The sequence below is a fragment of the Sphingomonas fucosidasi genome (genome assembly GCF_036663855.1).
Classification (GTDB): Bacteria; Pseudomonadota; Alphaproteobacteria; order Sphingomonadales; family Sphingomonadaceae; genus Sphingomonas; species Sphingomonas faeni_B.
The window spans coordinates 600622-626404 of sequence record NZ_JAXOJR010000002.1; the positions used below are offsets into that span (position 1 = coordinate 600622).

21 protein-coding genes are annotated in these 25783 nt (G+C 65.0%); 10 read left to right on the forward strand and 11 right to left on the reverse strand.

Annotated elements, in window-relative coordinates; genetic code table 11:
- Positions 1–116: 116 nt before the first annotated feature.
- Positions 117–1457 (forward strand): class I SAM-dependent methyltransferase, encoded by a 1341-nt coding sequence (locus U1737_RS06280; RefSeq protein WP_332796005.1) that lies wholly within the window; start codon positions 117–119, stop codon positions 1455–1457.
- Positions 1458–1486: 29 nt separating this feature from the next.
- On the opposite strand, the gene U1737_RS06285 is transcribed toward U1737_RS06280, so the two are convergent.
- Genes U1737_RS06285 through U1737_RS06315 form a run of 7 tightly spaced genes read right to left on the reverse strand, consistent with a single transcriptional unit; the run spans position 1487 to position 10468 of the window.
- On the reverse strand, positions 1487–2761 hold the full coding sequence (locus U1737_RS06285) for a glycosyltransferase family 4 protein (RefSeq protein ID WP_332796050.1): 1275 nt from the start codon (positions 2759–2761) through the stop codon (positions 1487–1489).
- A 23-nt stretch (positions 2762–2784) separates the two neighbouring features.
- Positions 2785–4110 carry a capsule polysaccharide biogenesis protein gene (locus U1737_RS06290; RefSeq protein ID WP_332796006.1) on the reverse strand — a complete coding sequence of 442 codons (1326 nt, stop codon included), beginning with the start codon at positions 4108–4110 and terminating at the stop codon, positions 2785–2787.
- Complete coding sequence (locus tag U1737_RS06295) at positions 4107–5729, reverse strand: capsular polysaccharide export protein, LipB/KpsS family (protein WP_332796007.1); 1623 nt, start codon at positions 5727–5729, stop codon at positions 4107–4109. Before U1737_RS06295 ends, U1737_RS06290 begins: the two co-directional genes overlap by 4 nt.
- Positions 5719–6885 carry a KpsE/RkpR family capsule polysaccharide export protein gene (locus tag U1737_RS06300; RefSeq protein ID WP_332796008.1) on the reverse strand — a complete coding sequence of 389 codons (1167 nt, stop codon included), beginning with the start codon at positions 6883–6885 and terminating at the stop codon, positions 5719–5721. Before U1737_RS06300 ends, U1737_RS06295 begins: the two co-directional genes overlap by 11 nt.
- A 57-nt stretch (positions 6886–6942) precedes the next feature.
- The gene (locus U1737_RS06305; protein WP_332796009.1) at positions 6943–7686 is read right to left on the reverse strand and encodes an ABC transporter permease; all 744 of its coding nucleotides are present in this window, start codon (positions 7684–7686) and stop codon (positions 6943–6945) included.
- Positions 7687–7746: 60 nt separating this feature from the next.
- Positions 7747–9093 carry a glycosyltransferase family 4 protein gene (locus U1737_RS06310; protein WP_332796010.1) on the reverse strand — a complete coding sequence of 449 codons (1347 nt, stop codon included), beginning with the start codon at positions 9091–9093 and terminating at the stop codon, positions 7747–7749.
- Positions 9083–10468: a glycosyltransferase family 4 protein gene (locus tag U1737_RS06315; protein ID WP_332796011.1), complete on the reverse strand. Its 1386-nt coding sequence runs from the start codon at positions 10466–10468 to the stop codon at positions 9083–9085. The genes U1737_RS06310 and U1737_RS06315 overlap by 11 nt, the downstream gene beginning before the upstream one ends.
- Before the next feature lie 68 nt (positions 10469–10536).
- Between U1737_RS06315 and U1737_RS06320 the strand changes: the two genes are divergently transcribed.
- From U1737_RS06320 to U1737_RS06335, 4 genes are all read left to right on the forward strand, one after another.
- Positions 10537–11208 (forward strand): ABC transporter ATP-binding protein, encoded by a 672-nt coding sequence (locus U1737_RS06320; protein WP_248524419.1) that lies wholly within the window; start codon positions 10537–10539, stop codon positions 11206–11208.
- 180 nt (positions 11209–11388) lie between these two features.
- Positions 11389–12462 (forward strand): polysaccharide biosynthesis/export family protein, encoded by a 1074-nt coding sequence (locus tag U1737_RS06325; protein WP_332796012.1) that lies wholly within the window; start codon positions 11389–11391, stop codon positions 12460–12462.
- A 106-nt stretch (positions 12463–12568) separates the two neighbouring features.
- Positions 12569–15601, forward strand: coding sequence for a glycosyltransferase (locus U1737_RS06330; RefSeq protein ID WP_332796013.1), 3033 nt, complete (start codon positions 12569–12571; stop codon positions 15599–15601).
- Between the two features lie 510 nt (positions 15602–16111).
- Positions 16112–16828, forward strand: coding sequence for a glycosyltransferase family 61 protein (locus U1737_RS06335; RefSeq protein WP_332796014.1), 717 nt, complete (start codon positions 16112–16114; stop codon positions 16826–16828).
- Positions 16829–16852: 24 nt separating this feature from the next.
- Here the strand turns inward: U1737_RS06335 and U1737_RS06340 are convergent, their stop codons facing one another.
- The gene (locus U1737_RS06340; protein ID WP_332796051.1) at positions 16853–18169 is read right to left on the reverse strand and encodes a glycoside hydrolase family 130 protein; all 1317 of its coding nucleotides are present in this window, start codon (positions 18167–18169) and stop codon (positions 16853–16855) included.
- A gap of 236 nt (positions 18170–18405) precedes the next feature.
- Between U1737_RS06340 and U1737_RS06345 the strand changes: the two genes are divergently transcribed.
- The 4 genes from U1737_RS06345 (at position 18406) to U1737_RS06360 (ending at position 21714) form a co-directional block, all read left to right on the forward strand.
- On the forward strand, positions 18406–18678 hold the full coding sequence (locus tag U1737_RS06345) for a hypothetical protein (protein ID WP_248524415.1): 273 nt from the start codon (positions 18406–18408) through the stop codon (positions 18676–18678).
- Positions 18679–18930: 252 nt separating this feature from the next.
- Entirely contained in the window at positions 18931–20157 is a 1227-nt protein-coding gene (locus tag U1737_RS06350) for a multidrug effflux MFS transporter (RefSeq protein ID WP_332796015.1), read from the forward strand.
- A 107-nt stretch (positions 20158–20264) separates the two neighbouring features.
- Positions 20265–20549 carry a hypothetical protein gene (locus tag U1737_RS06355; RefSeq protein WP_248524413.1) on the forward strand — a complete coding sequence of 95 codons (285 nt, stop codon included), beginning with the start codon at positions 20265–20267 and terminating at the stop codon, positions 20547–20549.
- Between the two features lie 112 nt (positions 20550–20661).
- Positions 20662–21714 carry an AI-2E family transporter gene (locus tag U1737_RS06360; RefSeq protein WP_332796016.1) on the forward strand — a complete coding sequence of 351 codons (1053 nt, stop codon included), beginning with the start codon at positions 20662–20664 and terminating at the stop codon, positions 21712–21714.
- Positions 21715–22181: 467 nt separating this feature from the next.
- On the opposite strand, the gene U1737_RS06365 is transcribed toward U1737_RS06360, so the two are convergent.
- From U1737_RS06365 to U1737_RS06375, 3 genes are all read right to left on the reverse strand, one after another.
- The gene (locus U1737_RS06365) at positions 22182–22745 is read right to left on the reverse strand and encodes a cytochrome b (RefSeq protein WP_248524411.1); all 564 of its coding nucleotides are present in this window, start codon (positions 22743–22745) and stop codon (positions 22182–22184) included.
- Between the two features lie 34 nt (positions 22746–22779).
- The gene (locus U1737_RS06370) at positions 22780–23565 is read right to left on the reverse strand and encodes a SapC family protein (RefSeq protein ID WP_248524410.1); all 786 of its coding nucleotides are present in this window, start codon (positions 23563–23565) and stop codon (positions 22780–22782) included.
- Between the two features lie 65 nt (positions 23566–23630).
- Positions 23631–25058 (reverse strand): FAD-binding oxidoreductase, encoded by a 1428-nt coding sequence (locus U1737_RS06375; protein WP_332796052.1) that lies wholly within the window; start codon positions 25056–25058, stop codon positions 23631–23633.
- A gap of 119 nt (positions 25059–25177) precedes the next feature.
- Between U1737_RS06375 and U1737_RS06380 the strand changes: the two genes are divergently transcribed.
- Entirely contained in the window at positions 25178–25660 is a 483-nt protein-coding gene (locus U1737_RS06380; protein WP_248524409.1) for a hypothetical protein, read from the forward strand.
- Positions 25661–25783 lie beyond the last annotated feature (123 nt).

Sequence of the window (25783 nt, forward strand, 5' to 3'; positions counted from 1 at the left end):
CACTATAAGATAAAGCCCCACGAAGGATATATGCGATCAAAGTATAGTCGTACAATTTCGGGACTTGGCCGCGCAAAACGAGTGACGATTACATTCTTCACCGCTACGACTCCAACATGCAAAGTCCGCCTTCTCCGTCGGCAATCGCCGCAACATTTGATATAGATGCGGGTCCATTCGATTTCTGGCCGACTCGATCGAGCCGAATTCAAGGACTTGGCGGCTCCGAATCCTCCGAAGACCCGGCCTATGTCTTCCATACCCGCTATGTTTCGCTGGAGAGCAGCACGGTCCGCTGCTCGCTCGTCTTTACCGGGCTGACCGCGACGCTTGGCTCGATGATCGTTCGGGTCAACGCGTTGCCGCTGGACGGATCGCGCCCGGCCGAGACGATCAAGACCTGGCCGATCGCCGTGAAGGAGATCGTCGCGGCCGGCGGGACCATGCGGCTGACCTTCGATGCGGTCGACGGCATGCAATATGCGGTCCTCGGGCATCTCTATACCGAGACCGACGCCATCGCGCAGTCGTTCACGATCCTGCTCGACGCCGCCGTCCGCCAACCGCATTTCGAGCAACAGGTCGAGGCGGCCCGCAAGTCGATCTTCGGCCAACGCGTCTTCCGTCGCGCCTCGCGGTTGCTGGCACACGGCAAGGCGACGCTGGCCGATCCGGTATCGCAGACCTGCACCGCATCGCAGTTCAACGAGCCGGCCTATGACCAGTGGCTCGAACGCCTCAAGCTGGCGAAGCACCGCCATCGAAAGCAATGGGAATTCGTCTACATCCTTCAGACGCTCGAGCGTTACGGGATGCTCAAGGCGGGGGCGCGCGGTTTGGGCTTCGGCGTGGGCATCGAACCCCTGCCCGCAGCGATGGCGGCGATCGGCTGCTCGATCGTGGCGACCGATCTAGCCGCCGACGACGTCCGCAGCCGCGACTGGACCCTGACCAACCAGCATAGCGAAGGCCTCGACCAGCTTCGCTATCCCGAGATCTGTCCAAACGACGTCTTCGATCGCAACGTCGCGTTCCGCGTGGCCGACATGAACGCGATTCCCGCCGACCTGCGCGGGTTCGACTTCACCTGGTCGTCGTGCGCGTACGAGCATCTCGGATCGATCGAGGCCGGTCTCGATTTCGTCCGCAACGCGGTCCAGTGCCTCAATCCAGGCGGGCTCGCGGTACACACCACCGAACTCAATCTCACCTCGAACGACGCGACGATCGATAGCGGCGGCACCGTCCTGTTCCGGCGTCGCGATTTCGAACGGCTCGCGGTCGATCTCGTCTCGCGCGGGCATTTCGTCGCGCAGATCAAATATGATCTCGGCGACACGCAACAGGACGCCTATGTCGACGTGCCCCCCTATTCGGCGGACAACCATCTGAAGCTCGCGCTCGGTCAGTATGTCACGACCTCGTTCGGGATCGTCGTCCGCCGCGGCGATCGGTAACGTAGACCCCGGCGATGTGCGGCGCGTCGCTATCGCCCGATAGCGCCGACCGCATCGATCGTCGCCTCGACCACGTCGAGATGCTCCGCCCAGCTCACCGGCCGCCATCGCTCCATGCGTTCACGTTGCGCGGCACGGCGCGGCGATGCCGGTGCCGAATACGCCATGATCGCCTCGAGCCATCCCACGCCGTCGAGCGGATCGAGATAGTCGGGTGCCGCGCCGCCAACCTCGCGTAGCGCGGCGATGTCGCTGCAAATCACCGGAAGCCCGGCCGCGAGCGCTTCGCTGACCGGCATCCCGAAACCCTCGGCAAACGAGGGCAACAGCAACGCCTGCGCGCCGCCGAGCACCGCATGCATCTCGCGATCCGACATGTTCGACGCCTCGATCACGTAACCGGACAAGGCGGTACAGCGCTCGATCATGTCGATGGCGTTTTCATTTTCCCACCCGCGCCTGCCGATCAGCACGAGCCGCGGTGCCGCGCTGCCAAGCGTTTCCACCAGTCTGCGCCATATGTTGAGCAGCAGCAGATGGTTCTTGCGGGGCTCGATCGTCGCGACGCACACGAAATAGGGGCCGGCTGGAACCGTCGAAAGACTTGCCGGCCGGCTCACCGATGGCAGTTCGACGGGGTCGGTCCCGAGATGCGCGACCCGGATGACGCGGTCGCTGCGCATGTCCGTCAGATGTTCGCGGACGGCCTCTACCGTCGCCGCGGAATTGCCGATGATGCCACTGGCATGGCGGTCGATCGTTCGCATGGCCCTGAGATGCCGCGCCCTGCCGTCGATCCGGGCAAACTCCGGGTGCGTCAGCGGAATGACGTCGTGGATCAGCGATATCAGCCGCGCGGTCTCACGTTTCAGGATCGCCGCCACCAGGTCGATATCTTCCAGATGGTGATGCGACGCCTGAAGATAGATTCGCTGCCGCGCCGCGGTCGGCACTGGGCGCGGCCGAAGTGCCAGCAAGTGCCGATTGGCGGCGACCCGCACCGCTTGGGGGTCGAGCACGTCCGGGTTTCGCCACCGCGCATCGGTGAAGCTGAGAAACTGCCGCACCGCCCCGACCGGCAGTCGGCCGTAATAGCCCCCCGCGGGATGCACCGCGGCGAACGCCAGCCGGTCCGGAATACGGTGCAGCAATTCGCGCGCATAGACGAACTCGACCCGGTCGATCCCGGTCGGCGTCACATGATAGGACCGGCTCAGCAGGCGCGACAGGTCGAGTACGACCTCCGCGTCGACGCTGGCACGGCCGCCAAGCCACCGCGGCACGAGCGTCCGGCTGAGCAGCATCGGGGCGAATGCACGAAACGGCTTCAAACGCCGTCTTCATCATGTGCCCCGGGCTCACCGTCGGCGTCGCGGTCGTCGCTACCAGTGCCTGCCGCAGTATCCGCCGCAGTATCCGCCGGCTCAGGGGTTTGTGCGACCACGGGCTCGCCGGTCAGGCGCCGTTCGGCGTGCCGGACGAGCATCGCGATCCCTTCGTCGCTGAGATAGCCGCCGGGAATCAGGCATCGGTCGATCAGCACGCGCTTGAACGCGTCGTAAAGCGCGATGTCGACCGCCGGCGGATCAGCCCAGAACATATCGAGGGGTTCACGTCGGACGATCCCCTCAATGTCGTAGATCGCCTCGCCGAGCACGGCCACCGGCACGCCCGAGTTCAACGCCAGGGTGCCGACCGTGCTGTTGACGGTCACGACCGCGCGCGCCTTGGCAACCAGATCCGAGATGTCGCCATCGCCGATATAGAAGACCCGGTCGGCGATGCCGTAACGGTGCGCTTCGCGGCGTACGAACCGTCGCCAACTCGACAGGCTGCCATCGAGGGGATGCCGCTTGACGATCAAATTGACCCCGGGCGGCGCCGATCGCGCAAAACTCTTGATGATGAACCGGAGCGCCGCACGCATGTCACGAAACGGCGAATGGACGCGGATCTGATAGTCCGAATTCAATTGCAGCGGCAGCGCGAAATACGGCGTGTCGCCGATCGCCGCCATCGTCGCGGCGGACCGCCTGCGCTCGCGGCGCCTGGTCATGAAGTGCACGGCCCAGCCAAGCGCTTCGCTGAGCATCGCGGTAGAGCGGTGCGAGCGATAAAAGGGATATAATGGCCGGGTAAGCGCGCTGAGGATCGTATAGCGGCTGGTCTCGCGCAGGCGTCGTGCGAAGCTCGACGGGACCGGCGCCACCGGCGGGATCCCCGACAAGCGGCTGGCCTGGTCGCGGTACCAGTCGCCATCGCGCGGCAAGGTCGAGTTTCCATTCACGCCGTCTTCCTGCAACGTCATGAAATCCGGGCGGATATAACCTTCCTCGAACACATGGACGCGGATACCGCGCAGCTTGGCCATGCCATGCGCGGAGGCATGATGCGGCCTGCAGTCACCGAACAGGATGACGTCGGTAACGTGATGATCGACGACGAAATCGTCGAAGAACAAGGGCCAGCCCTTCAGCGAACTTCGGTAGTTCGTCGAAAACCCGCTCCAATCGGCGCGATCGCCGCCATTGAGGTTGATCCGGCGTATCGCATGGCCTTGCATGGCCAGCGCGGAGGCCAGTTGATCGAAAAAGGCACCATGCGGCCCCTGCAGGAACAGGAACGTATGCTTGCCACGGGTCGCCGGCGTCATCGGACACCCGCCGCAATCAGGACGCCCTGCCGCCGGAGTCGGCCAAGCGCCTGTCGGATCAGCGTAAACGCGGTGTCGGACCCGCCCTGCCCCGCCGCGATCCGGGCGATGAGCGTTTCGACTTCGCAGAACACGCCCGTCACCGGATCGATGTACCGTGGATACAGGATGAGCGTTACGGCAACGAGTTGATCGATCGTCAGCGTCCGGCGACGCCGCGCAGGTTGCTCGACACGGTCTTCGGTCAGTCCCCAGCCGGCGAAAAAAGGGCGACCGTGTACGGTGACCGGGCGTCCACGCATCAACGCCTCGAACCCGGTCAACGAGGTCAGGACGTGAACCGCATCGACCCGGCCGACCAGCGATAGCAACGCGCTATCCTGGTCGATACGGTCTACCCATTCTGCGCCCGCCGATGACGATACGTGCCCCTTGCGATGGCCGGCGACGACGTCGGGGTGCGGTCGATAGACGATGAACGCTTCGGGCTCGCAAGCCCGCACGCGCGCGAGAAATTGCAGGTTCGAGGCCACGCCTGCGCCGCCACACAGCACCGAGCGATCGTCCTCGACCTGACCGATGGCGAGGACGCAACGACGATCGGGCAACGGCCTGACCGTGCCGGCGGCGACACCGTATTTCCCGATATCATGATCGCAGATCAGGGTGCGCAGACGGCGCGCCCGTTCGATCAGATCGTCGGAAAAAACCTGTGTCTGGAGCAATGTTTCGAGATCGCTCGGCCGGGCCGGGTCGTAATAGATACCCCGCGTGTCGATCGTGATCGAACTCGGCACACGGCCATCGGCGCCGAGGCCACTGGACCGGATGAAGCCATCCTCGACGATCTGAAGCTCGAGCCCTGCCGCTTGCGCGTCGCGGGCATAGTCGGCCGGTATCCGCGATGCCCAGCCCGCAATCGCTCGTCCCGACCGGCGGGCGGTGACGAGTGCCTTGTTTGCAGACGCTGCAACCGGACTTTGCCGTCCGTCCCACAGGAAGTTGCCGATCGCGGCTCGTTTCCAGAGCGCCATGCCGGTCATCACGCCGATCCCGCGATTGGCGTCGAGCGTTCGGCGCCAGTTTGCCAGTCGGAGGACGGTATCAGCCAATGTCGCGGGTCGATCCTCGAACGGGTCATGGCAGGCAAATGCGGTCAGCCGGTCGAGGCATGCGCGTTCGACCCGGGCCGGGTCGACGATCGTACCCGCCATGTCATGCACCGCAACGCCCGACAGCCAGGCGACGATCGCCAAATCGTCGTCGACATTGGCCTGCACGGCGGCACCCTGCGCGACCTGCGTCCAGGGATCGCGCTTGCCGTCCCAGAACGCGCCGCCGACGCGCGCCGCACGCAAGGCGTCCAGCACATCACGCGCCTCTGCAAGACTTGGGGGCGTGCCGCCCGTCACGGTGATCGCCACCGGCGCCGCCCAGGGAAAGGGGGGCGCGCGCAGCAGCGGCAGGACGCTGGTCCCGTGCCGCAGCAGCGGCACGATGCTGGTCCCGTGCCGCAGCAGCGGCACGATGCTGGTCCCGTGCCGCAGCAGCGGCACGATGCTGGTCCCGTGCCCGCTCGTCATGCCGTGCGACGACGCGCGGCCGCGCTCAGCTCGCATGTTCCCGAACACCGGCGGCGACCAGCCAGCCAAGGCCGTACAGCACCATCAACGCGATGAAGAGCGTGAGCAGCGACAGCGCACGCTTGGGATATTCGGAGCGGACCGGCATGTTCGCATCGACGATCCGGACGATGTAGAGTTGCTGCCGAACCGCCTGCTGGCGCGCCGCTTCGAAGGCGGCGGACGCGGCGTCGGAGCGCTTCGACAGGAATTCCTGCTGCATGCGGAGACGCTCGTAATCGCCGAGCCCTGCTGCGATCGCATTGCCGCCGCCCGCAAGCTTTGCGGATTGCGCGGTGACCTGGGTCTGCAACGACCGCACCTGCTGCGACAGCGCGGCATATTGCGGATTGCGCGTGCCGATCAGGCTTACCGTCGTCGACAGCTGCGATCGTGCCGCGGACAACTCGGATTCCAGTTTCGATACCAGGCCGATCTGCGCTGCGATGGTACCTTGCGGGTTCACGTCCCTGCTGTCCTGTCGAAAATCGGTCGTTCGCGCCTGGACCTCGGTCAGGGCTGCTTCCGATTCGGCGAGTTGCGGGCGCGACAGTTTGACCGCATCGTCATAGGACCGGACGTTCATCGTATTGACCTGACCTTCGCCCAGCCTGAGCAGCCGGCGGGCGATGACATAGGCATCGGTCGGTCGGAACGCGCGGACCTTCAGGGTCGTGATGCCGGTGTCGGTGTCGTAGTGCACGTCGACCTGTTTGCGATAATATTTGAGCAGCGCTTCGGGGGTCGGTTCGGCGGAGGCCAGTCGGCTCAACCGATCGGCTTCGGGGCGCCGGAACCGCTCGACCAAACCGCTCTGCTTGCCGAGCGCGTCGACCGCGTCGTGCGACAGCAGAAAGTCCGCGACGCTGTTGGCCTCGCCCTGACCACCGCCGCCGCCGCCGCTCGCCCCGAGCAGCTTTTCGATGCTCGATCCGCTCGATGCCGGCGCCCCTTGCGCGCGCACCAGATAATGCGCTTCGGATTCATACTGATCCGCGGCGAACGCGTAGAGATAGAGCGCGGCGGCAAGGCACGGCAGCGCGACGACGAAGAAGAACCAGCCATAATGCGTCCGGGCATAACGCCATCGCTCGCCGAGGCTCGGCGACGCCTCCGGCTCGACCGTCGCCGGGGACATGAAACCGTGCACCATGATGTTCTCCGAGGGTCGGCCTCAACTGAAGGCCGAGTATAGCGCCGTCACGAATCGTCACGGCATATGTATCTTGCGCTTCACGGCAGCAATTGCCAGCAGACCGACCAAGGTCGATCCAAATATCCAGCCTGCAAGATACCAGGCATCGATAAAGTACGGGACCGCACTGACGAACCAACCGTATCGCAACATTTCGAAAATATGCGACATCGGAATTACCGAAAATAGCGGCCTGAATTTCGCCGGCACCCATTGCATCATCACAAATACACCGGACAGCGGCAGCATGATGTAGGCGATCGGATGGACCAACCTTCCCATCGCTCTGTTTTCGAACGTGAAAGCACAGACGACGAGCGAAAGACCAAAGGCCAGGAAGAACATGCACGCCACGCCCAGGCATACGTAAAGCGGTCGTGCCGGAAGATCTGCGAGACCCATCGCCACCGCCAGGCTCATCAGGATCATGAACGACAGGATACAGCCAGCCGCTTCGAGCAGGGCACGGGCGAGTAGGATGTCGAAGATCGTGACGGTCTTGTGGTACAACAGCGGCAGATTGGCTTCCAATGCCCCTTCCGCCCGCCCGAAGATGCTGCGGAACATGATGAAGATGCAATAGCCGATCAGCGCGAACGGCACCGGTTTGACGTCGTTGCCGAAATGCCCGCCGGTCTGCTGGTGCAGCAAGGCGATCATCGTCGCCAGCATCATCGGCTCCAGGATGAGCCAGACATAGCCGATATTGTCGCGACCATAGCGCGTGTGCAGTTCGCGCATGATCAGCGCGCCGATCACGTTGCCCTGGACCTTGAGCCCCCGGCGCAGCGAGCCGCGCGGCGCGATACGCGTTGCCATCTATTCCCACCCCCTGGGCATATTGCGTCGGGTCCGTAGCCCCCCGGCCAGGATCGTGTCGTACATCGCGCCGAGCCGCGCGCGGTAGCGATCCTGCGTGAACACTTGCGCCTGCTCGGTGCCGGCCGCCACGAGCCGATCCGCCAGCGCGTCGTCGGTATCGAGCGCGAGGATGGCGACGGTCAGCGCGCCGACGTCGTATGGGTCCACCATCAACGCCGCCTGCCCCGCGACCTCCGGCAACGAACTCCGGTCGGACGTTATGACCGGCGTGCCAAGCTGCATCGCTTCGAGGACGGGAAGCCCGAACCCCTCGTACAAGGACGGGAAGATCACCCCCTTGGCGTTCGCGATCAGCTGCAGCAACAGCGCGCGCGGCAGATATTGCAGCCGGATGACCTGGCTCGCCACGCGCCTGCCAAAGGCATTGTGCGATCCTGCCGCTCCGGTCGCGAGCAGGCGAAGCTCCTCGTCGGCCTGCCATGCGCCAGCGCCGACCAGGACGAGCGGCGTCTTCACCTGGCTGCCGAGATAGGCCTCGATCAACCGACCGACATTCTTCTTGGGCTCGATCGCGCCGTAATACAGGAAATAGCCGCGCGGCTTCAGCCCGAACAACGCGGTGACGTCGCCGACATGGTCCTGCCGCGTCTGCGCGGTCGAGACGCATTGATAGGTGTTGGTGATGCGGTCCCCGGCGATACCGAACTGCGCGATCACATCGTCACGACTCGACTCCGACACGGTGCAGACATGGTCCGCCGCGCGCACGATCGTCTCGATCATCCGGTAATAGAGCCGCTTTCGGTCGAGCGTCGCATAGGGGAGCTTGAGCGGCACCAGATCATGCAGCGTGTAGACATTGCTCGTCCCCTGCATCCGGATCGGCACGGGGTAGGTCCAGTGCATGATGTGCGGCGGATCGGAGACCCGGATCGGCAGGAACCGTCCGGTCCGCGCAAAATATCGGTCGGCACGCTCGAACAGCCGGGCGGAACTCATGATCCGCTCGAATCGCGGCAGTCGCCGTGCGATCGCGCCCTGCACGATCAATCCCCGCATCGGAACGTCGAACATCTGCGTCCGCCGATACTGGCCGAACCACTCCCGCACCGCCCGCACCGCCGCGAGCCCGGGGCCTTGCGGAATTCCCCGCCCGAGCGCCTCGTAAAACAGGATTTCACGCAGCTCCGGGTGGATCCCGACCGGTATCCCGAATACGCCGTCCAGACGCACGCCCAACGACGTGATCGCGTCGCCAAGAGCCTGGCCATAGGTCGCGACCCCGGTGCCGTGCGGCAAAGAGAGGTTGAACCCGTCGATCGCGATCCGCACGTCAGCGTTCACCCGCGGTCTCCAATTCGGGCCACACGCCGTCGGCGATCCGCGCGTCGATCAAGCGGTCGTACAGCATGGTCAGCCGCCGGCCGAATGCCACCGGCCGGAACGCCTCCGCCCGGTGCAGCCCACGCCTGACCAACGCCCCGCGCAGGACGTCGTCGGCAACGATCCGTCGGAGCGCTTCGGCGATCGCCGGCGCATCGGTCGGATCGACCAACAGGCCCGCGCCGCCCGCAATCTCCTGCAATGCGCCACGATCCGACGTCAGAACCGGCGTTCCCAACGCCATCGCCTCCGCCACGGGCAACCCGAACCCTTCTTCCAGCGACAGCAGGACCAGCGCCCGTGCGTTGCGGATCAGGTCGATCAGTACCGGCCTGTCCTGATACGGCAGCACGAGCGCACCGGCGCGTTCGAGCTCGCGGCGCAGCGCACCGCCGTGGGCGCCATCGGGCCCCGCCACCACCAGCGGCATGCCGCAGCCGCTGACCCTCCACGCGCCCGCAAGCCGAGCGAGGTTCTTGCGGGGTTCGATCACGCCGCAGAAAAAGAGATAACCGTCCGGGCGCAGGTCATAGGGCAAGATCCCATCACCGCGTTCCTCCGGATGAGAATCAGCCCTGCCACTCTCACCGGTACCGGGGAGGTATGCCGTGCCCACGCCACGTGTACCGACAAGCTCGGCCAGGCCGCTGCCGCAATCGGTGACCAGGTCCGCCGGGACCACCAGCGCATCGAGGATCGTCCGGCGCGCCCAGGCGGATACCGTCACGATCCGATCGGTGCGCGCGGCGATTGCGAGCAGGCATGCCTGCAGCCGATCCGCCTCAATCGGCGACAGATCGGGTCGACGCAACGGGATCACATCGTGCACGGTGTGGACGTTGATCCATCCGTCGACGATCGCGGGAATCGGATACGTCCAGTGCATCACGCCGACCGGCTGCGGCGGGGTCAGCCGCAACAGCGTGCCGTGCCGTCTGAAATGGATATGCGCGAGCCTGAAGACGTCTTGTCGCCACAGGGACGGCGGATCGCAGGCCAGCACGTGCAACGCCGGCGTACCGCGTACCGGTACAGGCGATGTCGGGGCGTCGCGTCTCGACACCTCACCCATCGGTGCACTGCAAGTCTGCGCATGGCCGCCATCGCCGCCATATGATTTCAACAATAACCGGCGCGGCCGCGACGACCATGCCGACAGCCACCGCGATGCCGCCTCGCGCCGCGTGCTCGGCACGCCGAAACGACCGACTGAACCATCGTGCAAGGCCATCGTAGTGCGGCCCGCGATAGCGAGTGCGGCCAGTACCGCCCGACGATAGCTCGCGACCCCGGTGGCGGCAGTTCCTGCCAATCGGGCATCGACGGCAATCTTCACCTTCTTATGAGTGGCGCGGTCGAGTACAGCCCGAGTTGTCATCCCTTCCATGCGGAGCATTCGACGCGATGATCGCCTTCGAGAATGTCTACAAGAAATATCACGGGCGTGGTTTTGATAATGCCGTACTCAATGATGTGAATATGGTCATTAAACGCGGTGACAGTATTGGTGTTTGCGGCGCCAATGGTGTCGGCAAATCGACCTTGATGCGGATGATTTCGGGTGTGGAGCGGCCGACGTCGGGCGTAATCAAGCGCACCATGACGACGTCTTGGCCGATCGGCTATGCCAGCGCGTTCCAGGCGGGCCTCACCGGTGCCGACAACGCCCGATTCATCGCCCGCATCTATGGCCGGGATCCGCAAGAACTGCTCGACTATGTTCAGGATTTTGCGCAACTTGGCTCCTATATCCATGAACCTGTCAACACCTACTCGGCAGGCATGTCCGCACGTCTGGCGTTCGGTGTATCACTCGCCATAGACTTTGATTGCTACATCGTCGACGAAATTACGGGCGCGGGGGACGAACGTTTCAGAATCAAGTCTGAAGAGGCACTTACCGCGCGTAGAGACCGTGGAACTCTAGTCATGGTCTCGCATGATACGCACGCATTATTTCGATATTGTGAGCGTGGTGCGGTCGTATTCGGTGGAGTTGTAACGTTATATGACACGATTCAAGAAGCAGCCGATGTTCATCACAGGCTACAAAGCTTTCCGCCGCCGCCACGTTGATTCGATTGTTTTCAGCAACGTGCTGATTTAATGGAGGACCGGGGAAAGCCGATCGATTCATTTTTCCTTTCTGCCGTTTTATTGGAAGACTGATCGATGACAGTGTCTGAAAATTACAATTCACGGCGCCGATACGGAAAACCTCTGGCGAGGGTCATCCTGTCATGTGTCGGACTTGGCGTGATCGGGGGGTGCGCGACCCTGCCGGCCGCCGGCCCGACCGCGGCACAGATCCGGCGTGCGGAGATCAAGGACAACGGCACGGGGTTCCGGATCGTCGACATCGACCCGGCAACGACGGCGCGTCTTGCCATCGATGGTGCCGCCGCCGCACCGCTAGCGGCGCTGGACGAAGTCGGTCGCACCGACACGCTGGGGCCCGGCGACACGCTGTCGATCCACATTTTCGAGGTCGGCGTGACGCTGTTTACGCGCGGCAACGGCGCCACCGCCCAAAGCAGCTTCACGCCCTCGGCATCGGGCACCGACCTGACCGTTCGCGTGGACTCCGCCGGCGATGTGCAATTGCCCTATGTCGGCCGCATCCCGGTTGCCGGCAAGACACCCGGCGACGTCGAACGGACGATCGAACACGGTATGATCGGTTTGTCGCAACGACCTCAGGTCGTCGTGACGGTCAAGGCGAACGCGTTCAACGTCTTCTATGTTTCCGGCGATATCCGGAGCCCGGGCCGGTTCGAACTGGGCCTGCCGCGTGAACGGTTGCTCGATGCGATCGCGCGCGCCGGGGGCACCACCAACCAGCCCAACGACATGATCGTGCGCCTCACCCGCAGCGCGCGGTCTGCCGAAACGCGGCTCAGCGAAATCGATGCGTCGGGCGACCAGAACATCGCGCTGCTGCCGGGCGATCGGGTCGAATTGTTCAACCGGCCGCGGACGTTCCTGGTTTTCGGTGCAACCGAGAAGGTCTCGCAGGTCGCATTCGGGGCAAGCTCCCTGTCGTTGGCCGAGGCGATGGCGCGGATCGGAGGCCCCAGCGAGCGTACCGCCGACCCGGCCGCGGTCTATCTCTTTCGATACGACACGTCGCTCGGTGCCGAACCCAAGCCGGTCGTCTACCGCCTGAACATGGTTCGCGCCGACAGCTATTTCCTGTCGCAACGCGTCGAGATGCAGGACAAGGACGTCATCTACGTCTCCAGCGCCGCCGCCAATGCGCCGGCCAAGATGACGCAGATCATCGGCCAGCTCTTCACCCCGCTGGCGCTCGGGCGCAGCCTGGCGCGGTAACCGTCGGCACAGGCGACTCTGACTGGACCGGAAACGATCGGCGACGGGGACGACCTTCCCCGGCCGGCTCCGGATATTAAACGGGCGAACGGAGCAGCGAAGACTTATGACCGCAGGCTATATCGAAGCGCTGGAATGCCTGACGGATCGTACGGTCGTGCAGGGCTGGGCCAACGACGACGCGTTACGGTCCGGCGCCTTGACGCTCTCGTTCGACGGTATCGCGCAGACCGTGGTGCAGATCATCGATACCACCTACCGCGAAGACCTCGCCGCGGTCGATGCGCGCGCGTTTCGCGTCTGCCTGCCGGTACCGATCGGGCCGGGCACGAAGGTCACCGCCGCGATTATCGGCGCATCGCTCCAGATCGCCGCGGATGCGATCCGCCCCATGGCACCGCTCGGCCATATCGAGGTGGCCGGCAGCGACGATATCGGGGGATGGATCGTCGCGGCAGGTCTGCCGGTCACGCTCCAGTTCGACGGCACGCTGACGGCCACGATCGACGCGGCGATCGACCGGCCCGATCTCGCGCAGATCGTGCCGGGCGACGCCCCGACCTATGGCTTTCGCGTATCGCTACAGGCGTTGCGCGCGCGCTCAAGGCCGTCGTCCGATACCGCCTTGGGACCGGACAGGGTCCTGTTGCGGGCCGGAACGCACATCGTCGGCGATGCGGCGATCGTCCGGACGCCGCTCGTCCACGGCAAGCTCGAGCGCGTCACGCCGGCCGAAGCACGAGGCTGGGCCGCCGACGCCAACCGACCGGACGGAATGCTCCAGGTCGAGATGCGGATCGACGGCATCCGCTATGCAACCGGCCTCGCCGATCGGAACCGCGCCGATCTCGTCGCCAAGGGCATCGTCACGGCCGGTGGCGGATTTCGCTTCGAGATGCCCTCGATCAGCATGACCGGTGGATCGACTGCCCATGTCGCGGTCCATGCGCGGGATGATGCCATGGCGATTCGCGGCGGGACCGACATGGCGGTGCCCGAGCGGCGCTCGCTGCTGCCGTCGGTGATACTCGACATTCTTCCCGACGTTGACGAACGCGGCGTGACGATCATCGTCCCGATCTACAATGCCGCGAGCGATACCGCCGCGTGCATCGCCGCGCTCCGCCGCACCACCGACATACCCTGCCGGCTGATCCTGATCGACGATTGCAGCACCGATCCGGCGATCGCCGGCATTCTCGAAACCGCGGCGGCGCTTCGCAACGTCGAGGTTCACCGCAACACGGAGAATTTGGGGTTCACGCGGACTGTCAACCGGGCGATCGCGCTCGCCGGTAGCGACGACGTGGTCCTGCTCAATTCGGATACGCAGGTCACCACGGGATGGCTCCAGGGCCTGCGTCTTGCGGCCTATAGCGGCCGGTCGGTCGCGACCGCCACCGCGGTGTCGGACAATGCGGGCGCTTTCTCGGTACCTGAAACCGGCATGGCCAACCCGGTTCCTGCCTTGCTGTCGTTCGACGACATGGCGCGGCTGGTCCGGCAGTCGGCGATGACGCTGCGGCCGGAGGTGCCGACCGGGCACGGGTTCTGCCTGTATATCCGCCGCGATGCGCTCGACCGGATCGGCCTGCTCGATGCCACCGCCTTTCCGCGTGGGTATGGCGAGGAGAACGATTTCTCGATGCGCGCCGATCATGCCGGGCTGCGCAACGTCGTCGACGACCGTACCTTCGTCCATCACGAGGGGTCGGCGAGCTTCGGCACGGCCAAGGCGGCGCTGTATGCGGCGGGGCGGCTGGTGGTCGACGCGCGCTATCCCGAATACAAGGCGCGGATCGGCGTGTTCGCGCGTGGTCGCGACATGCTGGCGATGCGGTGGCGCATCCGTCGCGCGGTTGCACAGGCCGTCGCGCCGCCGCGACCCCGCATCCTGTACGTGATCGCGACGCAATCGGGTGGCACGCCGCAGACCAACCAGGACCTGATGACCGCGATCGACGACCGGTTCGAGCCGTGGCTGCTACGCTGCGATACGGTCCAGCTCGAATTGTCGCGGCTGCACGATGGCGCGCTCGTCCCGGTCGAAACCGCGGACCTTCACCGCGGCATCGATCCGTTGGTCCACCGGTCGAGCGAATACGACATGATCGTCGCCGATATGCTCACCCGGCACGCGATCGAACTTGTCCATATTCGACACATGGCGTGGCACAGCACCACCCTCCCCCAAACATGCCGCCGGCTCGGAATCGCGGTGATCTTCTCGTTCCATGATTTCTACATGCTATGCCCGACGGTCAAACTGCTCGACCAGGACATGGTGTTCTGCGGTGGTCGCTGCACGCCGGGCGTGGGGCGCTGTCGCCCGGAACTCTGGCCGGTCGATGCGTTTCCCAACCTGAAGCACCAGTTCATCTATCGCTGGCGCGCGATGATGAGCGACGCGCTTCGTCACTGCGACGCTTATGTCACGACAAGCCTTACGGCTCGGGCAATCATTGTCGATGCGTTGCCCGACCTCGTCGGCAGGCGGTTCGAAGTCATTCCGCATGGACGCACCTTTACAGGGTTTACCACGACGGTTCCGCGACACCCCGGCGCGCCGCTTAGAGTGCTCGTGCCCGGCAACCTTTCTGCCGCAAAAGGGGCCATTCTCGTCGAGGCGGTGGCGGACATCGACAGGGGGCGCACGTTCGAGTTCCACGTCCTCGGCGACTCGGGTCACATGGTGGCACGGCCTGGACTGGTCCTGCACGGACGCTACCAACGCGATGCGTTCGCGGCCCGCGTGGCCGAGATCGCACCACATGTCGGGGCAATATTCTCGATCTGGGCGGAAACCTATTGTCATACGTTGACCGAACTCTGGGCGGCGGGCCTTCCCGTAATCGGCTTCGACATCGGCGCGGTGGGGGACCGGATCAAGGAATCTGGCGCCGGATGGCTGCACCATGTCGGCATTCCAGCCGCGGACCTCGCCCAGTGGCTTACCCATCTGGCGGCCCTTCCGGATGCAATCCAGGCCGCCAGCATCGCGACCGTCCGCTGGCAGGACACCGTCGGTCGTAGCTACGACACTTCGGCGATGGCGGACCGCTATTGCGATTTGTACGCGCAAGTGGCGCAGGACCGACGCGTATTCACGACGGTCCGAGCCGACGGTGGCACCACATGATCGCGCCGATCGTCGGTTGCCATTGGACGGCACTATGAGACGCAGGTACGCCATAACGTTTGCTGCAAGGAACCGACGATCGCCGATCCCCAGTTCGTACCTGATACGCTGTACCGCCTGTTCCACCGCGATAGCATTCCGACGACGGATGATCTGTCGACCGCCACGGGTCATGCAACGCAGGTCATCCTGCCGGGCAGCGCTCCGGTATTACGGCAGCGTCCCGTATTCTTCGCGATCGACCCACGCGTCGCCGACGTAGCGCGCGAACACCAACTGCGCGCAGAAGCGGTCGCTTCCACGCGACTGGCACCCTCTTTCGTCGTCGCGCTACCGCACGGCGCGATTCTCACCGACGGTTTCCTGGTTGCTGATGAGGCTCATCGAATCCTCAGCGACAGCTTTCGTGCATTCGGGTCGCTTGCACGCTACGGCTTTCACGAGCATCCGGATCGCGTTTTCTCGATCGATCTGGTCGGCGGCCCCGAACTACCGGGGACCCATCTGGTCGTGGGAATACAGACCAATCTGAACTATTTTCACTGGCTGCTCGAAGCCATGCCGCGACTTTGGCTGGCGCAGCGTGAAGGGTTGGCAGCGGACGCAACGGTTTGGCTGCCACCACTGCGGCCATGGATGGCCGATATGATCGATGCGTTGCAACCTATCGACAGGCGGGCGACGCAAGGGGACGGCATCACGCGGTGCGCCCGGTTGCTGATGCCCGCGCGCGGCCTGAGCAACATACACACGTTCGGCGCCCATGCATTTGCCATGGCGGACGAAATCCGCGAGCGTTTCGCGCCAGCCGCGCCATCGGGACGCAGGTTTTTTGTCACGCGCGCCGGTGCCGGATCGCGCAAATTGATCAATGAAGATGAGATCATCGCGATTGCCGCGCAGCATGGGTTCGAGACCATCGAGCCGCAACATCTGGCATTTCGCGAGCAGGTCGAACTCTTTTCCGGCGCGGACGCCATTGCCGGGCCGCTGGGCGCCGGGCTTGCCAATGCGGTGTTCATGCGCCCCGGCAGCGCTTTGATCGAGATAGCTCCGGAAGGGCGCGAGGGCGATGCCACGCTGTTCGCCAATCTCGCGCACCACCGACAGCTCGATTATCTGGCTGCCGTTGGCCCTACCGTGTCCACCGACACCCGCGCGGTGGATCGGCGGGATTTTTCGGTTGATACGGGAATTATACACAAGATGTTCGCGGCGCTTGGCTGACGCACGCCGCGGTTGGCCATGGTCTCAGGCGGGGACCATGGCGGCCAGGAGGTCGTCCACGGCGGCAACCGCGAAGGCGCTGTATTCGTCGCCGATCGCGTACGGCAGCAGGATCCGGCGATCGTGGAGCAGGCCGCCGCAGCTGTAGGTGACGTTGGGGACGTAGCCGCCGCGCTGTTCCGCGGACGGGAACAGCAACGGCGACGGCGTCCGCGCGAGCACCTTGGACGGGTCCGCCTTGTCGAGCAGGCACGCGCCGATGCAATAGCCGCGGACCATGCCGACGCCGTGCGTGAAGACCAGCCAGCCCTCGTCGATCTCGATCGGCGACCCGCAATTGCCGAGCTGGACGAATTCCCACGGATATTTCGGCGCCATGATCGGCGTGCCGCTATCCCAGGTGTAAAGATCGTCCGACCGCAGCAGCCAGATATTCTCGCTGTCCTGCCGCCCGAGCATCACGAACTGCCCGTCGATCCGCCGCGGGAACAACGCCATCCCCTTGTAGCCGGTCATCGACCCCGCCAGCGGCCGCATCTCGAACGTCCTGATATCGATCCCGCGCAACATCTCCTGCCGCGCGACCTTGCCATCGAACGCGGTGTAGGTGCCGATGACGCTCTGCACGTCGTCATGATCGGTAAAGGTGACCATGCGGAGATCCTCGATCCCCTGATGCTGGCTGGGCAGGACCGGGAAGATCACCGTTTCCGAGACGTCCCGGCTGTCCTCGCACAGCAGCCGCACCCAATCCGAGTCGGTCCGCTCGATCTGCGGCGGCACGCCGTTCGCGCTCGGTGGATCGACCACCAGCCGATCGCCCGGCCCCCATTCGCCGGTCCGGAACGTCACCGACGAGATGTGCCCCTCGCCGATCCCGCGCAGCGACAGCAGAAACCGCACCGCACCCGGTTCGGTTGGTCGCCCGTCGAGCGCATCGTCGGGCAACCGGACCATGCTCGGGTTGAACAGCGCGGCGGCCTCGAACGCGTATTCCTGGCTGAAATACGCCCCGATCAGCCATTGCTCGTCGTCATCGAAATCGCCCGTACCGATCTCGTCGCGGATTGCGGCGAAACGGCGCAGAAACACCTGGTCGGCGTTGCGGTGACGTTCGCGCATCGGCGCCGCAAGCAGCGCACGCATCCGTGTCCGCATCGCCGGATCGAGCGCGCGAACCCGTTCGACGACCACATGGAGCCGGGATGGCCGATCCGCCTCGAACGCCGCCGGATACGCGAAACTGAAGGGACGGATCACGGTACGCGACGGATCGGGCATGAGTTCGACGTCGAGTTTGGTGAAGACATCGGCGGCCGCCTTGAAATCAATTCCCCGCATATCGGACCCGGCCGTTTCCGGAATGCTCGTTGCAGTCAGGTCGCCCTTGAGAGGATGGGTGGGAGCAGCGTCGAATGTCGTCATGTCAGCCCTTCGAAAGGAGTCATGGAAGGAGCGCTGCACGCGCCAATTCGATCCCTGGGCGGGCAGGCAATCCTGTCGCTGTGGATGACGCCCCTAAGTAAACGGCGATTTTCGCGGATGCCTTCGTCTCGTCGAGCTTCTAGCAGGGCGCGATGGCCAAGCGTAAATTCTACCTCACGGCGGTCCTGCCCGATGGTTATGTCAAGACGATCGGCCCGACCGCGCTCGACTTGACGCATTACTGGCGCATCGTCGCGGTCTTGGCCAACGGCAAGACCGAAGTCTTCTGGGGACATAGCAAATCGCTTGCCGACGCGAAGAAGACCAAGACTCTCGCGGTCGAGGCTGCATCTACGCGGGGATGGAAAAGCCACCATGTCGATATCGTCGCGGTGGAGCGTAGCGACACGCCTGTCACCGACTAGCGGGGACTGAGGCGGGCACGAAATTAGATCATCCTCCCCAGCAAGGGGGAGGTGGCGCGCAGCGACGGAGGGGGAGGACACGGAACGGAGGTTTTCCTTTCCTCCCCCTCCGTCTGGCAAGCGCCAGCCACCTCCCCCTTGCGGGGGAGGATTGTGATAGCGCTCGGCGCCTCCCCCCTCTGCCGGGGGAGGATCGTGGGAGGGTGCGATCGAATATGGCGCGGTGCAGCATAAACCGTTAGGCGCGGTGATATGACGCAACCGCTTACCCATTTTGCCCTTGGCCGTCGCGAGTTCGTCGCGTTCATCGCCGCGATCATGGCGGTGAACGCGCTAGGCGTGGACCTGATGCTGCCCGCGCTGCCCGCGATCGGCGCCGAACTGCATGCAGCGACCGCCAATTCACGGCAATGGATCGTCACCGCCTATCTGTTCGGGTTCGGGATCGGCCAGCTGGTCTATGGTCCGCTCGCCGACCGCTATGGCCGGCGACCGATCCTGCTCGCCACGCTGATCGGCTTCGTCTTTGCGAGCATCTTCGCGGCGAGTTCGGCAACCTTCACCGCGTTGATCTGCGCGCGGATCCTGCAGGGACTGATGTCGGCATCGACGCGCGTGCTGGCCGTGGCGATCGTTCGCGACCGGTATTCGGGCCGGCAGATGGCCAAGACGCTGTCGCTGGCGCAGATGATCTTCTTCCTCGTGCCCATCCTGGCCCCCAGCATCGGCCAGGTGCTGCTGGCGTTCGGACCGTGGCGGTTCATCTTCTACGCGCTGGCCGGGTTCGCCGCGTTCATCCTCGCCTGGTCGGCGATCCGCCTGCCCGAGACGCTGGCGATCGAGCGCCGTGTGGCGATTTCGCTGACGACGTTGCGCAGCGCGTACCGTCTCACGCTGACCAACCGCTATTCGATCGGCTATGCGACCGCCGCGTCGCTGACGTTCGGGGGGATCATCGCCTTCGTATCGTCGGCCCAGCAGATCTTCGTCGACGAGTTCGGCGCCGGCGACCGGTTCACGATCCTGTTCGCGGTCTGCGCGTTCGCGATGGGCTGTGCGTCGTTCGCCAACAGCCGGCTGGTCGAGCGCCTTGGGACACGGCTCATCTCGCAGGCCGGCGTCTTCATATTGATCGCGCTGTCGCTGATCCACATCGCGGTCATCGCCGCGGGCATCGAGACGCTGTGGAGCTACATCGTGTTCCAGGCGCTGAGCATGACGTGCATCGGCTTGTGCGGATCGAACTTCGGCGCGATGGCGATGGAGCCGGTCGGGCATATCGCAGGAACGGCCTCGTCGGTGCAGGGTTTCATCACCAGCCTGGGCGCGGTGGTGGTCGGATCGTTGATCGGCCAGGCCTATGACGGCTCCACCTTCCCGCTTGCGATCGGATATCTCGGGATCGGACTGGGCGCGCTCATACTCGTGTACCTGATCGAAGGCGGCTTCTGGTTCCAGCGGAGGACGGCGGCGAACTAGGCCGCGGTGCAAAAAGATCACACTGTTTCAGAAGGATCGCGGTCGTTGGGAACCGTTACGTGACCGTGACGGTTTGCGTCGACACAACACCAACAGGATACCCTATCATGAAGAAACTGACCGTAGCGCTGATGATGGCCGCTCTCACCGTTCCGCTCGCTGCTTGCGGCGGCAAGGGCGACGACAAGCTCGGCAGCCAAGTCGAGGGCGCCGCCGACAACCGCGCCGACGCGCTGGAAGCCAAGGCCGACAATCTCGAGGATCAGGCCGAGGCCGTCCGTGAGAGCGGCGACCAGCAGGCCGATGCGATCGACGACGCCGACGTGAACGCGCAGGCGATGCCCGCCAGCGAGAAGGCGGCCCTGGTCAACGGTAGCGAGAAGCTGCGTTGACGATCATCCCCCCGGCACGACCGGGGGGATTTTTCTATAAGTGATGCGAGACGGCGGCCGGTGAGCGTCGACCGGGGCGCGTCGGCCAAGCTGGCGAAACGGGGTGGGCGACATGACGAACAGGGGCCGGATCGAGAACGGGGGATTTCTCCTCTTCTTGACCATCATCACCATAGCCTTGGGCATGGTGGTATCGACCTTCGCGGCCGCCCTGCTATGGAGCGCGCTGGCGGCTATCCTGTTCCAGCCGCTGTACCATAAGCTGCTCAAGCGCTGGCCGGAGCGGCGCAATCTTGCCGCATCGTTGGCGATGCTGATCATCTTCGTCGCGGTAATCGTCCCGACGCTGATCATCGCGAGCCTGATGATCGACCAGGCATCCTCGGTCTATACGAGCATGCAGAGCGGTCAGATCAATTTCGCCGCCTATTTTCAGCAGGTTCATGACGCGTTGCCCGAGCGGCTCCAGCAGCTGGTCGACAAGTCCGGCATCAACAGTTTCGAGCGGCTCCAATCGCGTATTTCCGGCGCGCTCGGCAACAGCGTGCGGACCATCGCCGGCCAGGCGCTGTCGATCGGCCGCAACGCGTTCGCGTTCCTGCTGGCATTCGGCATCGCGCTGTACGTGACGTTCTTCCTGCTGCGCGACGGCGACCGCGTCGGGCCGGCGCTCTGTCGCGCGCTGCCGCTGGAGCGATCCGTGACCGAGCGACTGGTGGGCAAGTTCGTCTCGGTGGTGCGCGCCACGATCAAGGGCTCGGTGATCGTCGGGCTCGTCCAGGGTGGCCTGGGCGCGCTGACCTTCTGGCTGGTCGGCGTACCGGCGGCGCTGTTGTGGGGCCTGCTGATGGCGCTCACCTCGTTGCTGCCCGCATTGGGGCCGGCGATCGTGTGGGTGCCCGTCGCGGTGTATCTGCTGGCGACCGGTGCGATCTGGCAGGGGATTGCGGTGATCGTGTCGGGGATCGTCGTGATCGGGCTTGCCGACAATATCCTCCGGCCGATCCTGGTCGGTCGCGACACGGGCATTCCGGATTACGTCGTGCTGGTCACCACGCTGGGCGGGATCGAACTGTGCGGGCTGAGCGGGATCGTCGTCGGCCCGGTGGTCGCGGCGCTGTTCATGGCCGGATGGCAGATCCTGACCGAGCAGCGGTTGGGCTAGCCGGAGCCCGACGCCTGAGCCGCTGCCGACACTACCGAGACGTTGCTTTGGCCGCGCGCCACGAATCTCAAATCCTCCCCCGCCAGGGGGAAGTGGCAGGCGCAGCCTGAAGGAGGGGGCGGTAAGCGACCACCTCTGCTGCCCATCCTCCCCCTCCGGCGCCTTCGGTGCCACCTCCCCCTGGCGGGGTAGGATCGGTTTGAAGAATGGTCGCACCCGTTGCGCTAGAATTGGTCGCGGCGCGCCGTCGCGCTTATCCGCCTACGCGGGCCAAAAAAAACCACCCCGTGCATGACGCACGGAGTGGCCTAGGTTCAGGGAGGAGGTACGCTAGAAGCGTACCGTACGGCGCCGCGAAAGGGGGGGACACGATGCCGTACAGGATCTAAATGGGTGAGCCCGGTTTTGGTTCAACCTTTGTTGCGACGCACCGCAAATAATTTTTCGAACGGTTTGGCTATGGCTGTTCAGCGCCGACGGAAAACCGGGGCCATCCGCGCCAGAACCGGATCGCGCAACACTAGGTGATGGCGCAGAGCGGCACCGATATGCAGGACGACGAGCGCGAGCATCAGCCAGCCCAGCACGCCGTGCGCTTCATGACCCAACCGCCCGGTCGCGGCCGACACCGGCAGATACGGGATGTCGAACAGACCGAACCAGTTCAGCGGCGAACGCTTTGCCGAGCCGGACACCATCAGCCACCCGGTCAGCGGCAGGGCGATCATGAACACGTAGAGCAGCGCGTGCGCGGCATGCGCGAGCGCCTTTTCCCACATCGGGGTATGGACGGGCAGCGGCGGCGGGCGATGAGCCAGCCGCCACGCGATCCGTCCGGCAGTCAGCACCAGCACGGTGATGCCGAGCGCCTTGTGCGCCCCCATCAGGTTGCGCAGCGCCGGCACCGGATCATGCAGCAGGCCGACCGCGATGTTGAAGATGACCAGCAGCGCGATCGTCCAGTGGAACCAGATCGCCACCCTCGAGTAGCGGTCCGGCCCGGGTCCGTCCGGACGATCCTGCGCTGCCATGGTCTTCCTTCGATAAAGGGCTATGCCGTCGCGATCAGACGTTGAACGGCGTCGGTGCGGCCATCTGCGGCTGCGGAGTCTGGCCAAGCTGCGCCTGGCGCGCAAAGATGTCACGCATCAACGACAACGAGAAGAGGTGTGCGTAGAGCAGCGGGAGCATGCCCGACTTGCTCATCTTGCGCAGCGCATCGCCGCGCATGTCGATCAGCTTCTCTTCGTTGATCATCTGGAAGCCGCGATAGACGAACGGCTGCTCGGCCCCATCGGGCTGGATCGTGACTTCGCCGTCCATCAGCAGCTCGAGCTCGCGCAGCTCGTTCATGAAGTTCTGCGTGCGTGCGCCGGCCTGTTCGAACGACTCGTTGAAGCCGAGGATGTTCTTGGTCAGCTCGGTCGGCTGGCCGTTCTCGAACAGCGCATCGCCGTCCTCGAACTCGCCGAGCGTCGGCGACGTCGGATCGAAGCAGAGCGACAGCTCCTGCGCGTCCGGGTGGAGGCGCGCGAGCATGTACGGGTAGCGACGGACATAGGCGGGAACGTAGAACGTGCTCTCGGTCAGCTTGCCGTCGTCGCCGACGAACACGTTGACGCCCTCGTTCAGGCCCATCAGCGCGAGCGGGATGGCGTCGTCACCGGTCGAGAAGACGATCGGCATGTGGCGCTGGACCAGCGGGAACTCGTCGACGGTGATCGGGATGGCGTGCTGGCCGACCAGGAACGGCGCGCTGTCCTGCGGGCGGACCTTGTAATTGGCGTGCGTGTCGCTCGAGAGCGGCTCGAGGCCGTTATAGAAAAGCGGAAGCTGGGCGGCGCTGGCCATGATACTCTCCGGGTCGGTCGGTCAAAACATTGCCGGCGGCTTGTGCCACCGATTGGGGCGAGGCTCTATGGTGCGGGGCGGGCTGGTGCAAGTGTGACGAGCTTGCCGGGGTTGAGGATGCCCAGCGGATCGAGCGCGGATTTGATCGCCCGAAGCGCGGTCATCCGCGCTGGCGACGACAGGCGTTCGAGTTCGTCGCGCTTCATCTGGCCGATGCCGTGCTCGGCCGAGATCGAGCCGCCCGCCGCCGTCACCAGATCGCCGACGAAGCGGGTGACGACCGGCGCATCCTCGGCATACCAGCGCGAAGGGTCGGTGCCGGGGGCGGCGCGGACGTGGAAATGGACGTTTCCGTCGCCGAGATGGCCGAATCCGCTCGCGTGCGTGCCGGGGAAGCGCGCGTCGCACGCCGCCGCCGCCTCGATCATGAAGCGCGGCATCGTCTCGACGGGGATCGAGATGTCGTGCTGCGTCGCGGGACCGAGCGCGCGTTCGGCGGCGGAGAGCGAGTCGCGGAGCAGCCAGAACGCGTCCGACTGGGCTTCGCTGGTGGCGATCGTCGCGTCTTCGATCGCGCCGTCTTCCAACGCTTGGGCGAGCAGGCGTTCGAGGAGCGCGCTGGGGGATTCGCCGTCGGTGGTGGCCGACGTCGCCTCGATCAGGAGGTGCCAGGGGTGGCGGCCCACTAGTGGCACGCGGGCGTTCGGGAGGTGCGTCACCGCCGCGTCGAGCGATTCGGCGGGGAGAATCTCGAAGCTTTCGATCGCGTCGGTCTTCGCCTGCATCGTGCGCAGGAGTTTCAGCGCGGCCTGGGGGGACGCGATGCCGACCCACGCCGTGCCGCGCGCCGCGATTGCCGGAGCGAGGCGGAGCGTGGCGGCGGTGACGATCGCCAGCGTGCCCTCCGCGCCGATGAACAGCTGGTCGAGGTCGTAGCCGCGATTGTCCTTCTTCAGCGCGGACAGGCCGTCGTGGATGCTGCCGTCGGCGAGCACCGCCTCGACGCCCGCGACGAGGCCGCGCATCGTACCGAACTTCAGGACCTGCGTGCCGCCCGCGTTGGTCGAGACGAGCCCGCCGATCGTGGCGGTGCCGCGCGCGCCGAGCGTCAGCGGGAAGCGCCACCCCTGCCCTTGGGCGGGGGAGTCGAGGTCGGCGAGGATCACGCCGGCCTCGGCGATGGCGAGCCCGGCATCGGTGTCGACGTTGCGGATTCGGTTCAGGCGGCGGAGCGACAGGATCAGCGCGCTGCCGTCCGCGGGGGCGGTCGCGCCGCCGACCATCGAGGTGTTGCCGCCCTGCGCGACCAGCGGCACGCGGTGTGCGGCCGCCGCCTTGACGATCAGCGCGACCTCCGCGGTCGAGGTCGGCGACAGCATCGCGGGTGCGGCGCCGTGGAAACGGCCGCGCCAGTCGTGCAGCCAGGGGTCGATGTCGGCGGGGTCGGTGACGATCGCCTTGGCATCGAGATGCGGCGCGAGCGCGGCCAGCATCGCGGCTTGCGACCGCGTCAGGGTTTCTGTTTCGATGTCGGACTGAATTTCGGGCACGCGAGCAGCGCTAGACAAAATTCATCGCGCGTTCAACGATTGGCCCTAACGGTTACGTCAACATGATCCATCCCGCGATTCCCGCCACCCTCCTCGCGCTCGCGGGCCCCTTCGTCGCGGCCCCCTTTTCTGCGAGCGGGCGCGATGTCCCCCAGCCTCGGTTCGCGCTGGACGGCCTGCAGGTCGCGCAGATCTCGATCCACCAGCGCGTCATCATCCGCGTGCCCCGGATGAGCCGGGCGCCAGCGCGGACCTTCTCGCCGCCTCGGGAGTGGAAGGAGCATAAGGGCCCCAAATGCATCGCGGTTTCCGAAATTGCCGGCGCGATGCTGAACAAGGAGGGCGCGGTCGACCTGGTGATGGACGATACGACGCGGCTGCGCGCGCGGCTCGACGGCGACTGCAGGCCGCTCGATTATTATTCGGGATTCTATCTGAGGCCGGGGCCCGACGGCCTGATCTGCAAGGACCGCGACGCGATCCGCATGCGCTCGGGTGCGCGCTGCGAGATCGACGGGTTCAAGAGCTTGCGGGCGAAGAAGTAGCGGGGTCGGGCCGCTAACGCGCTTGGCGGATGCAAGGCCACCCGTTCCGTCATCCTGACGAAAGTCAGAATCCAGAGTAACCGACGGTACGCTGCTTGGCTCTGGATCCCGACTTTCGTCAGG